At 63.5% G+C, this 13,808-nt stretch carries 11 protein-coding genes; 6 read left to right on the top strand and 5 right to left on the bottom strand.

The annotated features are described in order from the left end of the window. Window positions 1-18: 18 nt before the first annotated feature. Entirely contained in the window at window positions 19-1,065 is a 1,047-nt protein-coding gene (trpS, locus tag CFP68_RS05345) for a tryptophan--tRNA ligase (RefSeq protein ID WP_099825480.1), read from the top strand. Window positions 1,066-1,182: 117 nt separating this feature from the next. On the opposite strand, the gene CFP68_RS05350 is transcribed toward trpS, so the two are convergent. Further along, on the bottom strand, window positions 1,183-2,226 hold the full coding sequence (locus CFP68_RS05350; RefSeq protein WP_099825482.1) for an aldo/keto reductase: 1,044 nt from the start codon (window positions 2,224-2,226) through the stop codon (window positions 1,183-1,185). Window positions 2,227-2,300: 74 nt separating this feature from the next. Beyond that, a complete protein-coding gene (locus CFP68_RS05355; protein ID WP_241523966.1) occupies window positions 2,301-3,101 on the bottom strand; it encodes an SDR family oxidoreductase in 801 nt (266 codons plus the stop codon). A gap of 64 nt (window positions 3,102-3,165) precedes the next feature. On the opposite strand from CFP68_RS05355, the gene CFP68_RS05360 reads away from it, so the two are divergent. Continuing rightward, window positions 3,166-4,209, top strand: coding sequence for an L-idonate 5-dehydrogenase (locus CFP68_RS05360; RefSeq protein WP_099825486.1), 1,044 nt, complete (start codon window positions 3,166-3,168; stop codon window positions 4,207-4,209). A gap of 11 nt (window positions 4,210-4,220) precedes the next feature. On the opposite strand, the gene CFP68_RS05365 is transcribed toward CFP68_RS05360, so the two are convergent. Continuing rightward, window positions 4,221-4,643: a GlcG/HbpS family heme-binding protein gene (locus CFP68_RS05365; protein WP_099825488.1), complete on the bottom strand. Its 423-nt coding sequence runs from the start codon at window positions 4,641-4,643 to the stop codon at window positions 4,221-4,223. 79 nt (window positions 4,644-4,722) lie between these two features. On the opposite strand from CFP68_RS05365, the gene CFP68_RS05370 reads away from it, so the two are divergent. The 4 genes from CFP68_RS05370 to CFP68_RS17825 all read left to right on the top strand — a co-directional run bounded on the left by CFP68_RS05370 (window position 4,723) and on the right by CFP68_RS17825 (window position 9,490). Then, entirely contained in the window at window positions 4,723-5,160 is a 438-nt protein-coding gene (locus CFP68_RS05370; protein ID WP_099825490.1) for an SMP-30/gluconolactonase/LRE family protein, read from the top strand. Further along, window positions 5,157-6,584, top strand: a complete 1,428-nt coding sequence (gene gndA, locus CFP68_RS05375) for an NADP-dependent phosphogluconate dehydrogenase (protein ID WP_099825493.1) — start codon at window positions 5,157-5,159, stop codon at window positions 6,582-6,584. Before CFP68_RS05370 ends, gndA begins: the two co-directional genes overlap by 4 nt. Before the next feature lie 295 nt (window positions 6,585-6,879). Beyond that, window positions 6,880-8,682 (top strand): translation elongation factor 4, encoded by a 1,803-nt coding sequence (gene lepA, locus CFP68_RS05380; RefSeq protein WP_099825495.1) that lies wholly within the window; start codon window positions 6,880-6,882, stop codon window positions 8,680-8,682. Then, window positions 8,675-9,490, top strand: a complete 816-nt coding sequence (locus tag CFP68_RS17825) for a hypothetical protein (protein WP_145953403.1) — start codon at window positions 8,675-8,677, stop codon at window positions 9,488-9,490. Before lepA ends, CFP68_RS17825 begins: the two co-directional genes overlap by 8 nt. Before the next feature lie 162 nt (window positions 9,491-9,652). Here the strand turns inward: CFP68_RS17825 and metG are convergent, their stop codons facing one another. Together metG and CFP68_RS05390 are read right to left on the bottom strand one after the other, a co-directional pair. Continuing rightward, the gene (metG, locus tag CFP68_RS05385; protein ID WP_099825497.1) at window positions 9,653-11,383 is read right to left on the bottom strand and encodes a methionine--tRNA ligase; all 1,731 of its coding nucleotides are present in this window, start codon (window positions 11,381-11,383) and stop codon (window positions 9,653-9,655) included. A 155-nt stretch (window positions 11,384-11,538) separates the two neighbouring features. Further along, window positions 11,539-13,761: a DEAD/DEAH box helicase gene (locus CFP68_RS05390; protein WP_099826192.1), complete on the bottom strand. Its 2,223-nt coding sequence runs from the start codon at window positions 13,759-13,761 to the stop codon at window positions 11,539-11,541. Window positions 13,762-13,808 lie beyond the last annotated feature (47 nt).

Raw genomic sequence — 13,808 nt, forward strand, 5'->3', positions numbered from 1 at the left:
CCAGACGGAGCACGTACCATGACCGAACAGACCCAGCGGACCGGTTTCACGCCGCGCGTCTTTTCCGGCATCCAGCCGTCGGGCGGCCTGACGCTGGGCAATTACCTCGGTGCCATCAAGCGCTTTGTCGACATGCAGGACCGCGGTCTGAACGGCCAGCCGGTGGAAACCGTGTATTGCATGGTCGACCTGCACGCGATCACGGCCAAGCTTCACGACCCTGAAACCCTGCGCCGCAACACGCGCGAGCTTTGCGCCGGGTTCATCGCCGCCGGGGTCGACCCGGAGAAATCCGTGCTGATCAATCAGAGCCAGGTGCCCGAACACGCGCAACTGGCGTGGATCTTCAATTGCGTGGCGCGCATGGGGTGGATGCAACGCATGACCCAGTGGAAGGACAAGGCCGGCAAGAACAGCGAGAATGCATCGCTCGGCCTGTTCGCCTATCCCGCGCTGATGGCCGCAGACATCCTGATCTATCACGCCACCCACGTGCCCGTGGGCGAGGATCAGAAACAGCATATCGAGCTGACCCGCGACATCGCGGCCAAGTTCAACCACGACTACGGTGTCGACTTCTTCCCGATCACCGAGCCGGTCATCGAGGGTGCCGCGACCCGCGTCATGTCGCTCCGCGACGGCACCAAGAAGATGAGCAAGTCCGACCCGTCCGATGCCAGCCGCATCAACATGACCGACGATGCCGATGCCATCGCGAAGAAGATCCGCAAGGCCAAGACCGACCCCGAGCCCCTGCCCGAAACGCTGGACGGCCTGAAGGATCGACCCGACGCGCGCAACCTGGTGAACATCTTCGCAGGCCTGTCCGATATCAGCGCCGAAGACGCGATTGCCCAGGTCGCCGGTCAGCAGTTCGGACAGTTCAAACCGATGCTCGCCGACCTTGCAGTTGCCAAGCTGGCCCCGATTTCGGAAGAAATGGCGCGCCTGATGCAGGACACGGCCGAGATCGACGCGATTCTCAACCGTGGCGCCAGCCGCGCCCGTGAAATCACTGCGCCGGTTCTGAAACGCACCTATGACATTGTCGGCATGGTGGGCTGATCGCCCATCGGGCTTTTTCTTGCCTCAAATACTCTCGCCGAAGGCGAACCCGTTGCATGTTGCAGCGGAAGACGCCTCCGGCGGGAGTATTTTCAGCAAGAAAAAACGGGCTTGGTTTCAGAACGGCATCGGATGCAACCTGTGGGTTGCCGCGATATCGTCGAGAACGTGGTCCGACAGGGTCACGTCGGCCGCCCCCAAGGCCAGATCCAGTTGCGCAAGCGACGTCGCGCCGAAAATCGGGATCGTCGTGAACGGCCGTGTGCGGGTCCACGCCAGGGCCATCTGCGCCGGGTTCAGCCCATGCTTGGCCGCGACCGCCAGGTAGGCATCGACCGCCGCCGCCGCGCGGTCGGTCTTGCGCCCGCCGAGATCGGGGTTGAGGCTCATCCGTGATCCCGAGGGAATGTCGCCTTTTTGATACTTCCCGCTCAAAAGCCCGGCCGCCAAGGGCGTATATGCCAGCAAAGTGACATCTTCATTATGCGCCGTCTCGGCCATGTCGGTGTCGTATGCGCGGCACAGCAGCGAGTATTCGTTTTGCATCGACGCGACGCGGGGCCCGCCGGTGGCCGCCGCCGCCGCGTTCCATTTCATCGTGCCCCAGGCGGTTTCGTTCGACAGGCCGAAGGCGCGGATCTTGCCCTCGTCCACCAGCGCCCTGAGCGTCTGCATCACGTCGGCCATGTTGTCTTCGATTTCGGTCGTCACCTGCGCCGTCGGATCATAGTTCCAGATCCGGCGGAAGTGATAGGATCCACGGTTCGGCCAGTGCAACTGATACAGATCGACGTAATCCGTGTTCAGCCGTTGCAACGATCCGTTCAGCGCAGCGCGCAGGGTGGCGCCCGTCACCGGTTGCCCCTCGCGCACGAATTTTTCGTTGTAGCCCGAACATTTGGTGGCCAGCACAACGTCGCTGCGCCGCCCGGTCCTTGCGATCCATGAGCCGACGATGCTTTCGGTGTCACCGACGGTCTCTTTCGCCACCGGGTTGACCGGATACATCTCGGCCGTGTCCCAGAAGTCGCAGCCGGCCGCCAATGCGCGATCCATCTGGGCGTGGCCTTCGGCCTCGGTGTTCTGGCTGCCCCAGGTCATTGTTCCAAGGCAGAATTCCGACACCTCGATCCCGGTATCGCCCAGCTTCAGTCGTTTCATCACGCTCTCCTTTTTCGCATCGCGGAAGGAGTAGCGCCTGGCGCGGCGATGTCCATGGCCGCGCCGCCGATCCGTCAGAGCGACACGGAAATCCCGCCGTCCACGAACAGGGTGTGACCGTTGACAAAGCTGGAGCCGGGCCCGCACAGGAAGATGCAGGCGGCGACCAGTTCCTCGACGCGGCCCCAGCGGCCGGCGGGGGTGCGCTTGGCCAGCCATGCCGTGAACTCGGGGTCGTCGACCAGCGCCTGGTTCAGGGGTGTCTCGAAATATCCCGGCGCGATGGCGTTGCACTGCAACCCGTGTTTTGCCCAATCGGTCGCCATGCCCTTGGTCAGGTTGCCGACCGCGCCCTTGGACGCGGTGTAGGGCGCGATGCCGGGGCGCGCCAGGGCGGTCTGGACCGATGCGATGTTCACGATCTTGCCCGCGCCGCGCCCGATCATGTGGCGCGCGACGGCCTGCCCGACCAGGAATACCGAGGTCACGTTGGTCTTCATCAAGCGTTCGAAGGCATCGGGCGGAAAATCTTCCAGGGGCGTGCGGTGCTGCATGCCGGCGTTGTTCACCAGGATGTCGATCGCACCGCTGTCCTTTTCGAAGCCGTCGATCGCGCTGGCCACGGACCCCGCGTCGGTCACGTCGAAGGCCAGCGTGTGAACCGTTGCGCCGGCGTCGCGCAGCCGGTCCGCCGCGGCCGACAGCTTGGCCTCGTCGCGGCCGTTCAGCACGATTTCGGCGCCCGCCGCCGCCAGCCCTTCGGCCAGCGCATAACCGATGCCCTGCGATGATCCGGTGACCAATGCGCGTTTGCCTTCAAGACGGAAAAGATCGACTCCGCTGACCATGACACTCTCCTCTTTGGATCTCGACATCCGGGTTCACCGGCTTTTATGATAACGATAACAAACCCTGTCAACCTGCGCCGGAGGCCGCCCCATGTCCGCATCCCAAGTCATCGTTGCCCACGGGCCCAAGGATCTTCGGCTCGAGACGCGCCCCGACGAGACGCCCGGTCCGGGGCAGGTTCTGATCGCCATGGCGGCCGGCGGAATCTGCGGATCGGACCTGCATTATTACAACCACGGCGGCTTTGGCACCGTGCGTCTGAAAGAACCTATGATCCTGGGACATGAGGTATCGGGGGTCATCACGGCGCTGGGTGACGGTGTCAGCGACCTGCGCGAGGGGCAGTTGGTTGCCGTTTCGCCCTCGCGGCCCTGCGGTCATTGCCGGTTCTGCCAGGAGGGCGCGCAGAATCATTGCCTGAACATGCGGTTCTATGGCTCGGCCATGCCGTTTCCCCATATCCAGGGGGCGTTCCGCCAGACGCTGGTCGCCGACGCCAGCCAATGCGCCCCCGCCGACGGGCTGAGCGCGGGCGAGGCAGCGATGGCCGAACCGTTGGCCGTCTGTCTGCACGCCACGCGGCAGGCCGGCGAGATGCTGGGCAAGCGGGTGCTGGTCACCGGATGCGGACCGATCGGGTTACTTTGCATCCTGGCCGCGCGCCGGGCCGGGGCAGCGGAAATCGTCGCCACCGATCTGGCCGATTTCACGCTGGGCATCGCGGCCGCGAACGGCGCCGACGCCACCGTGAACGTCGCCACCACGCCCGATGGTCTGGCGCCCTGGACCCACGACAAGGGACAGTTCGACGTCTTGCTGGAATGCACCGGCAGCCCACAGGCCCTGGCCGGTGCGGTGCCCGCCATGAAACCCAGCGGCACCATCGTGCAGGTCGGCATGGGCGGCGACATGACCCTGCCGGTTCAGGCAATCACCGCCAAGGAACTGTCGCTGAAGGGATCGTTCCGCTTCCACCCCGAATTCTTCACCGGGGTGGAATTGATGCGCAAGGGGCTGATCGATGTCAAACCGCTGATCAGCCACACCATGGGCATGGCCGATGCCACGGCCGCGTTCGAACTGGCCGGCGACCGGTCGCAGGCCATGAAGGTGCAGATCGCCTTTTCCGGCTGATCCGTCGCGCCTTATTCGAAGGTCGTCGCACCGATCGCGGACAGGGCGGCGTTGGCAACCTCGACGTCCTGTGCGCTGGTGCCCGATCCGATGCCGATGCCGCCGGCCAGAACGCCGCCGATCATGATCGGCAGACCGCCGGGCAGCGACGTGATGTTGTTCTGGGTGGCCGACACGATGCGGTCGCGGATCGCTTCGGGCACATTGGCGCTGGGGGCCGAGATCGAGGCCGAGGTGCGGGCCTTGGTGCGCGCGCTCTTGAACGACAGGTATTTTGCGCCGCTCATACGCAGGCTGCCCAGTTCGACACCGCTGGCGTCGACGATCACGATACACTGGGGCTGGCCCATCTTTTCGGCCTTGTCGACCGCGGCCGACAGCATGGCCATCACGCCGGTGTGGGTCAGGCGGGTTGTCTGCTCACTGAATACCATAGGTTGTTCCTTCGCTCTTTAACCTTTGTCGCGCTGACGCTACCAATGGAGCACGCACAGTGCCAGAGCGGACCGACAAATGACCTTCTTTCACAGCGACGATCCCGTGTTCGACACCTATGTCCTCGGCAACGCGCCTCTGAAACGGTGGGCAACGGGGTTCGACGGGGTGGAAGGGCCGGTGTGGTTCGGCGATGCGGATTGCCTGTTGTTTTCCGACATTCCCGACAACCGGATCCTGCGCCGGAACGATGCCGGCGCGATCTCGACCCATCGTGCGCCAAGCAATTACGCCAACGGCCACACCCGCGACCGGCAAGGGCGGCTGGTGTCGTGCGAGCATGGCACGCGGCGTGCCACGCGCACCGAATGGGACGGCAGCATCAGCGTGATCGCCGACAGTTTTCGAGGCAAGCGTCTGAATTCATCCGGCCGCGCCAAGCACCGGCTGTTCATCACTGCAACGACCAGCCTCTATTCCATCACACTCAACCGTCAAGGGGTTCAGACACCATGAGCAAACCACGCATCGGCCTGCTGGGCCTGGGAACCATGGGCCGCGCCCTGGCCCTGAACATCGCGGAAAAGGCCGAGCCGCTGGCGGTGTATAACCGCACCCAGGCCAAGACCGACGACTTCATCGCCCATACCCGGCAACACACCCCCGATCTGGCGGACAAGCTGATCCCGGCGGACACGCTGGAAGGGTTCGTCGAGGCGATGCAAAGCCCCCGCGCGATCATCCTGATGGTGCAGGCGGGCGAACCGGTGGACCAGCAGATCGCCGCCCTGCGCCCCCTGCTGAACGACCAGGACCTGATCATCGACGCGGGCAACGCGAACTTTCACGACACCAACCGGCGCGCGGCCGAAGCCGTCGAAGCGGGCGTGCCGTTTCTGGGCATCGGCGTGTCCGGTGGGGAAGAGGGCGCACGCCATGGCCCGTCGATCATGGGCGGTGGGCCCAAGCCGGCCTGGGCCATGGTCGAAGACACCCTCAAGGCCATCGCCGCGGATTACGAAGGCACCCCCTGCGCCACCTGGATGGGCGAAGCGGGCGCGGGCCATTTTGTCAAGTCCGTGCACAACGGCATCGAATATGCCGACATGCAGATGATCGCCGAAATCTACGGCGTGTTCCGGGACGGGCTGAACTGGTCGGCCGAACAATGTGGCGATGTCTTCGCGCGCTGGAACGACGGCCCGCTGCAATCCTATCTGATCGAGATTTCTGGCAAGGTCGCCGATGCCATCGACCCCGACTCGGGCAAGCCGATGCTGGACGTGATCCTGGACCGCGCCGGTCAGAAGGGCACCGGCCGCTGGACCGTGATCGAGGCCCAGCACCTGGGCGCCCCCATCCCGGTGATCGAAGCGGCGGTCACCGCCCGAAACGTCAGCGCGAAACTGCCCCTGCGCCAGCGCGGACAGGACGTGTTCGGCGCAGCCCCCGTGGGCCTGACCACCGACATCCTGTCGGTCGACACCCTGGAAGGCGCGATGATCGCCGGCAAGATCATGTGTTATGCCCAGGGCTTCGACCTGTTGCACGCGGCCAGCAAGACGTTCGACTGGAACCTGCCCATGCCCGAAGTCGCGCGCGTCTGGCGCGAGGGCTGCATCATCCGTTCGTCGATGCTGAACGACATGGCGACGGCCCTGACGGATCAGCCCGACGACAACCTGATCTTCGCGCCGTTCTTCCGCGACCTGATCGTCAAGCACACCCCGGCCCTGCGTCATACGGTTGCGACCGCCTTGGCCCACGGCCTGCCGGTCCCGGCCCTGTCGGCGGCCCTGACCTGGTTCGACATGACGCGCACCGCGCGTTCGACCGCGAACATGATCCAGGGCCAGCGCGACTTCTTCGGCGCCCATGGCTTTGAACGCCTGGACAACGACGGCAAGGATTTCCACGGGCCCTGGGGCAGCGTTGCCTGACCGGCCCGCGAACCCCGATCTGACAGCGCGGCGTCGCACAGACCGTGGTGATACCGCAAACGCCGCCGGGTTTACGTGGTAACAACCCGGCGGACATGGGCGCGGATCGTTTCGTCATGGGGGGCGGCGTCCGTTTCACCCGAAACCGCCGTCTTGCGCGAACCGCGGCTGTTCCCTCCGCGCCCGACGGGATAAACTGGCGCGGCCGGGGGCACGGGTTGCCCTGTATTCCCCTTGCAAAATTGCGCTCCGCGCGCCATTCCAATAAGCTGACCCAGCACCGGACACCGCCCCGATGACCAAGCTTTCCCTGATCCGAAATTTCTCCATCGTCGCGCACATCGACCATGGCAAATCCACCCTTGCCGACCGGCTGATCCAGCTGACCGGCACGGTGGCCGAACGCGACATGAAGGAACAGATGCTCGATTCGATGGATATCGAACGCGAGCGCGGCATCACGATCAAGGCCAACACGGTCCGCATCGATTATCCGGCCAAGGACGGCAACACCTATATCCTGAACCTGATCGACACCCCCGGCCACGTCGATTTCGCCTACGAGGTGTCGCGGAGCATGCGTGCGGTCGAAGGCTCGCTTCTGGTGGTAGACGCGACGCAAGGGGTCGAGGCGCAGACCCTCGCCAACGTCTATACCGCCATCGACGCGGATCACGAGATCGTGCCGGTGCTGAACAAGATCGACCTGCCCGCCTCGGAGCCCGAGCGGGTCAAGGAACAGATCGAGGACGTCATCGGCATCGACGCTTCGGACGCCGTGGAGATTTCGGCCAAGACCGGCATCGGCATTCCCGACGTGCTGGAAGCCATCGTGCACCGCCTGCCCGCCCCGAAAGAAGGCGACCCCGACAAGCCGCTGAAGGCGATGCTGGTCGATTCGAAATACGACCCCTACCTGGGCGTCGTGGTCATCGTCCGGGTGATCGACGGCATCCTGAAGAAGGGGCAGAAGATCCGCATGATGAAGACCGGCGGCTTGTACGAGATCGACAAGGTCGGCGTCTATCGCCCGGCCATGGTGGACGTCGCCGAACTGGGCCCCGGCGAAATCGGGTTCCTGACCGCGCAGATCAAGCAGGTGCGTGACACCCGCGTCGGCGACACCATCACGACCGAAAAGAAGGGTTGCGAGACCGCCCTGCCCGGCTTCAAGCCGTCGATTCCGGTGGTGTTCTGCGGGTTGTTCCCCGTGGACGCCAACGACTTCGAGGACATGCGCGACGCGATCGAGAAGCTGGCCCTCAACGACGCCTCCTTCACGTTCGAGATGGAAACCTCGGCCGCGCTGGGCTTCGGCTTCCGCTGCGGCTTTCTCGGGCTGCTCCACCTCGAGGTGATCCGCGACCGGATCGAGCGGGAATACGACATCGACCTGATCACGACGGCGCCCTCGGTCGTCTATAACATCCACATGCGCGACGGCGAAGTGATCGAACTGCACAACCCCGCCGACATGCCCGACCCGGCGAACATCGAAAGCATCGAAGAGCCGCGCATCAAGGCGACGATCCTGGTGCCCGACGAATACCTGGGCGACGTGCTGAAGCTGTGCCAGGACCGGCGCGGCATCCAGTTGGACCTGACCTATGCCGGGTCGCGTGCCATGGCTGTCTATGACCTCCCCCTCAACGAAGTTGTGTTCGATTTCTACGATAGGCTGAAAAGCGTTACCAAAGGGTATGCGTCGTTCGATTACCAGATGATCGGCTATCGCGCCGACGCGCTGGTGAAAATGTCGGTGCTGGTCAACGACGAACCCGTCGACGCCCTGTCGATGATGGTGCACCGCGACCGCGCCGAAGGCCGCGGCCGCGCCATGTGCGAAAAGCTGAAAGAGCTGATCCCCCGCCACATGTTCAAGATCCCGATCCAGGCTGCCATCGGCGGCCGGGTGATCGCCCGCGAAACCCTGTCGGCGATGCGCAAGGACGTGACGGCCAAATGCTATGGCGGAGACGCCACCCGCAAGCGCAAGCTGTTGGACAAGCAGAAGGCCGGCAAGAAGAAGATGCGCCAGTTCGGCAAGGTCGAGATCCCGCAGCAGGCGTTCATCAATGCGCTGAAGATGGATGGGTGAGAAACGTCTGAGGTCGCTTGAACCGCGTTATAATTGGTTCGATATAGCAGCTCCCAGCTGGAGGAGTATTCGAACGGTAATTGACCATTCAGCCATTCGACGCCTATACGTCTGGCTTCTTATCGTTCCGACACTTGCGAAAATCTTCAACAATGCTCCAGAACGCCTAACTTTCGGACCATTTTCAGAAGCCGAATACCTTACGTTATTGCTTCAATTTCCCTTCACTTGGTACTATTACTATTTCTCAGCGGTATTGTTTTTTGTAACTTATATTCTTTACTTAATAGGCTGTCCAAAATTTATAAAGGAATTTAGAGGCCCGACGAGCGTTGTTGCCTCTGGTGAAACGCTGGCGACTCTAACCGAAACCGTTAGATCTTCCTTATTCAAATTTCACCAAAAACCACCCTATTATTATTCGATTTCTGGAAGTTATTTACGTGAAATATCGTATCCTTATGGACAACCAAATCCCGAGGCTTTCAGGGAATGGCACGATACAGGAACGGTTCAAAACTGGAATTTGATGTTTTATTTGGATCAGCCGCAAGTGTCGCCGAATGGATTGGTAAACGCAGGCACCGAACGCTACCTCGGGCCACAAAATGCCGGGAAGCAAGAGATAGAAAAAGAGCAATTCATCAAGGAAATATCCGGTCATTTATTTTTAATACTTGATTACGCAAACTTACATTTTCGAATTTTGTGTGCGGCGCTTATTTTAGTCGGCGCCCTTGCTTTAATAATTCCATCGGTTCAAGGATTATCTTTTGTTATTCGCTCGTTTTTAAGTTCGTTTGGATGAAAACTGGCAAGCGCGTTCGGCGTGCGTGCGCGCACGCGCCGCCTGACGCTTACGCCGCAGCCGCCATAATACGGTGCTTGGAATTATGCGCCCAACGCGTTCATTTGAGGGAGCGGAGCGATCACGTCGAACTTCATACGCGGGTTATACGCTGTCTCGACGTCACCCCCGCACCCCTGAAAACTGCGCCTTCCATGTCTCCCGCTCCTCGTCCGTGATCTTCCTGAACGTCACATCGGGCACGGTGAACGTGTGACCGGCGGGCAGCGCCTCGAGTGCAGCTGCCACGTCGTCGGGCCATCCGGCGTCCTCCACGCCCATTGCCTCTGAAATCTCGGCCGCGGCGTCGGGGATGAAGGGGCGCGAGAGGATCGCGTAGAGGCGGATCAGGTTCAGGGACAGGCGCACCATCGCGGCGGCGCGGTCGGGGTCTGTCTTGAACACCGTCCAGGGCGCGTTGAGTTGCAGGTATTCGTTGCCCGCGGCCCAGATGCCGCGCAACTCGGCCGCGGCCTTGCGGATCTCGATGGCTTCCATGTGCCTCTCATAGGCGCGCACGCGGGTGGTCAGGTCGGCGATCAGGGCGGTTTCGGCCTCGCCGAACGCCCCGCCCTCGGGCACGACCTCGCCGAATTTCGAGCGGCAGAACTTGGTCACGCGCGAGACGAAATTGCCCAGAACATCGGCCAGATCCTTGTTCACCGAGGCCTGGAAATTCTCCCAGGTGAATTCGGTGTCCGAGGATTCGGGCGGATGGGACAACAGCCACCAGCGCCAGTAATCCGACGGCAGGATCGACAGCGCCTGGTCCATGAACACGCCGCGCCCCTGCGAGGTGGAAAACTGCCCGCCTTCGTAGTTCAGGTAATTGAACGACTTGATGTAATCGACCAGCTTCCAGTCCTGCCCTTCGATCCGGTTGGCGCCCATGATGGTCGCCGGGAACGACAGGGTGTGGAACGGCACGTTGTCCTTGCCCATGAACTGCACATAGCGCACGTCGTCGGCGCCGCGGGTCGTGCGCCACCAGCGTTCCCATGCGGCGTCATCCAGCCCCTGTTCGGCCGCCCATTCACCCGCACAGGCGATGTATTCGATGGGGGCATCGAACCAGACATAGAACACCTTGCCCTCCATCCCCGGCCAGGGATCGTCGCCCTTTTGCACCGGCACGCCCCAGTCCAGATCGCGGGTGATGCCACGGTCCTGAAGGCCATCGCCGTCGTTCAGCCACTTGCGCGCGATCGAGGTGGTCAGGACCGGCCAGTCGGTCTTGGAATCGATCCAGTCCGACAGTTCGCCGCGCAGGTTCTTCTGCATCAGATACAGGTGTTTCGTCTCGCGCACCTCGAGGTCGGTCGAGCCGGAAATCGCCGAGCGCGGATCGATCAGGTCGGTCGGATCCAACTGCTTGGTGCAGTTTTCGCATTGATCGCCCCGCGCCCGGTCATAGCCGCAGTTCGGACAGGTACCCTCGATATAACGATCCGGCAGGAAACGCCCGTCGGCAATGGAATAGACCTGCTTTTCCGACACTTCGCGGATCAGCCCCGCTTGGTCCAGCATGGCGGCGAAATGCTGGGTCAGGCGGTGGTTCTGTGGCGAGGATGACCGCCCGAACTTGTCGAAGGACAGCCGGAAGCCGTCGGACAGCTCTTTCTGCACGCCCCACATGCGCGCGCAGTAGTCCGCGACAGGCTCGCCCGTCTTGGCAGCGGCCAGTTCGGCGGGGGTGCCGTGTTCGTCGGTGGCACAGAGAAACAACACTTCGTGGCCGCGCTGGCGCATGTAACGGGCATAGAGGTCGGCGGGCATCTGGCTGCCCACCAGGTTGCCGAGGTGCTTGATCCCGTTGATGTATGGAATTGCCGATGTGATGAGGATGCGTGCCATGACCTGCCTGCTTTCGTGCGCGTTGCGCCCCGTCTAACCCAAGGCTGCACCAAGGGCTAGCGGTGACGCGCACGTCCCCGAGCGCACTGGCGCGAAAAGCGGGCGGCGGCCGGAGATCGAAGGCCGACCGCGCACCCCGTCGTGCAGGTCTGTCCCTACCCCTTGCGGCGCGGTGTGCTGTCGGGGCCTTTGCCCGGGCGGACACCGAACGCCTTGCCACCGGGTTTCGCGCCGGGCTTGCCCATCGGTTTGCCAAAGGGTTTTCCGCCCGGCTTACCCGCCCGGGGACCGGGCTTGCCAGCCTTGGCGCCCGGCGGCACGAACCGCTTGGACGGATCGCGCGCGTCGGCTGCGGGTTTCGCCGCAGGTTTGCCGCCGGCGGCCTCGGGCCGCGCATAGGGTTTGCCCGCCGGCTTTGGCTTGCGCGGCTTGTCGGATTTTTCCCAGGGCTTGCCATCGGCGGGACGCGCGGGTTTGTCCCACGATTTCGCACCCGCGGCGCGGGGCGCTTTGCCTTCTGGCTTGTCGGCCTTCTTCCAGGGCTTCTTCACCTTGTTGTCAGGTTTGGCGGCATATGCGGCCTTGGGTTTTGCTGGCGCATCCGTCGATGGTTTCGGCTTTATCGCAGCGTCGGGTTTCGGCGCTTCCATCTCGACGGGCTTTGGCGCGCGGTATTTCTCGGCCGGTTTCGCCTCGGCGTCCGCCGTGTCGGGGTTGTCGGGCTGCCAGCGCGGCTTGGCCGGGCGGTCGGGCCGCTCGGCCCGGTCGGGACGCGCGCCGCCTTCGGGGCGGGGACCGCGCGGCGCGAATTCCGGGGCGCGGTCCAGCTTTTTCAGCGCGGTGCCGCCTTCCAGCGTCATCGCGGGACCGATGGCCCTGAGGAATCCATCGGCGCTGGCCTGCGTGATCTCGACGAAGCTTTCGTTATGCTGAATCCGGATCGCGCCGATATCGTCCTTGGACAATCCGCCCGCCTTGCACAGCATCGGCAGCAGCCAGCGGGGTTCGGCATTCTGCGACCGGCCGACCGCGATGGAAAACCACACTGACGGGCCGAACGGTGCGCGGGGCGGCGGCGGGGCGCCGGGGTCGGACAGGTCTTCGGGGGCCGACTGGCGGGTGCGGAACAGGCGCATGTAGGCGGCGGCGATCTTGTCGGGCGCGTGCATGTCCAGCAGGCGTTCGGCGAAGATCGCTTCCTCTTCCGAGATATCCTCGTCCCAGATCGGATCCTCGAGCAGGCGCTCTTCGTCCTTGGCGCGCACGTCGTCGGCCGAGGGCGGCACGGTCCATTCGGCCTTGACCTTGGCGCCCTGCAACAGCCGTTCGGCCTTCTTCCTGACCTTCTGTGGCACGATCAGCGCCGACACGCCCTTGCGCCCTGCCCGGCCGGTGCGGCCCGAGCGATGCAGCAGCGTTTCGGAATTGCTGGGCAATTCGGCGTGGATGACCAGTTCGAGGTTCGGCAGGTCGATCCCGCGCGCGGCTACGTCGGTGGCGACACAGACCCGGGCCCGGCCGTCGCGCATCGCCTGCAAGGCGTGGGTGCGTTCGTTCTGGGTCAGCTCACCCGACAGCGCGACGACGGAAAAGCCGCGGTTGGAAAAGCGGGTGGTCAACCGGTTCACCATGGCGCGGGTGTTGCAGAACACCAGCGCGTTGGGCGCCTCGAAGAAGCGAAGCACGTTGATGATCGCGTTCTCGGCGTCCTGCTGGGCCACGGTCATCGCCTGATAGGAAATGTCCGAGTGTTGCGATTTCTCGGCGGTGGTCGAGACGCGCACGGCGTCCTTCTGGTAATTCTTTGCCAGCGTCGCGATGGCCTTGGGCACCGTGGCGCTGAACAGCAGGGTGCGGCGGGTTTCCGGCGCTTCGCCCAGGATGAATTCCAGATCCTCGCGGAAACCGAGGTCCAGCATCTCGTCGGCCTCGTCCAGAACGACGGCGCGCAGGGCGTCCATCTTCAGCGATCCGCGCATGATGTGGTCGCGCAACCGGCCCGGCGTGGCGACGACGATGTGCGCGCCCCGGTCCAGCGCGCGGCGTTCGTCGCGCATGTCCATGCCGCCGACACAGGAGGTGACGACCGCGCCAGTATTGGCATAGAGCCACATCAGCTCACGCTTGACCTGCAACGCAAGCTCGCGCGTGGGGGCGATGATCAGGGCCAGCGGTGCATCGGCGGCACCGAAGCGGCCGTCGTCGTCCAACAGCGTCGGGCCGATGGCAAGACCGAAGCCCACGGTCTTGCCCGATCCCGTCTGTGCCGACACCAACAGGTCGGCACCGTCCAGCGCGGCATCGGTGACGGCCTGTTGAACGGGGGTGAGGGTGTCATAGCCGCGGGCGGCAAGGGCGTCGGAAAGTGTCTGGATCACGGCAATCACATCTGCTGTTCGGGGTGCGGCGGGCCAACGACCGGAAC

The organism is Oceaniglobus indicus, from assembly GCF_002751875.1.
GTDB classification, from domain to species: Bacteria; Pseudomonadota; Alphaproteobacteria; order Rhodobacterales; family Rhodobacteraceae; genus Oceaniglobus; species Oceaniglobus indicus.

What these genes read in the sequence shown, in the direction of transcription:
- CFP68_RS05365 (WP_099825488.1), bottom strand. Translation starts at nt 4,643, where the DNA reads ATGGTATTCAGTGAGCAGACAACCCGCCTGACCCACACCGGCGTGATG.
- CFP68_RS17825 (WP_145953403.1), top strand. Translation starts at nt 8,675, where the DNA reads ATGGGTGAGAAACGTCTGAGGTCGCTTGAACCGCGTTATAATTGGTTC.
- CFP68_RS05350 (WP_099825482.1), bottom strand. Translation starts at nt 2,226, where the DNA reads ATGAAACGACTGAAGCTGGGCGATACCGGGATCGAGGTGTCGGAATTC.
- CFP68_RS05355 (WP_241523966.1), bottom strand. Translation starts at nt 3,101, where the DNA reads ATGTCGAGATCCAAAGAGGAGAGTGTCATGGTCAGCGGAGTCGATCTT.
- trpS (WP_099825480.1), top strand. Translation starts at nt 19, where the DNA reads ATGACCGAACAGACCCAGCGGACCGGTTTCACGCCGCGCGTCTTTTCC.
- lepA (WP_099825495.1), top strand. Translation starts at nt 6,880, where the DNA reads ATGACCAAGCTTTCCCTGATCCGAAATTTCTCCATCGTCGCGCACATC.
- gndA (WP_099825493.1), top strand. Translation starts at nt 5,157, where the DNA reads ATGAGCAAACCACGCATCGGCCTGCTGGGCCTGGGAACCATGGGCCGC.
- CFP68_RS05360 (WP_099825486.1), top strand. Translation starts at nt 3,166, where the DNA reads ATGTCCGCATCCCAAGTCATCGTTGCCCACGGGCCCAAGGATCTTCGG.
- CFP68_RS05370 (WP_099825490.1), top strand. Translation starts at nt 4,723, where the DNA reads ATGACCTTCTTTCACAGCGACGATCCCGTGTTCGACACCTATGTCCTC.
- metG (WP_099825497.1), bottom strand. Translation starts at nt 11,383, where the DNA reads ATGGCACGCATCCTCATCACATCGGCAATTCCATACATCAACGGGATC.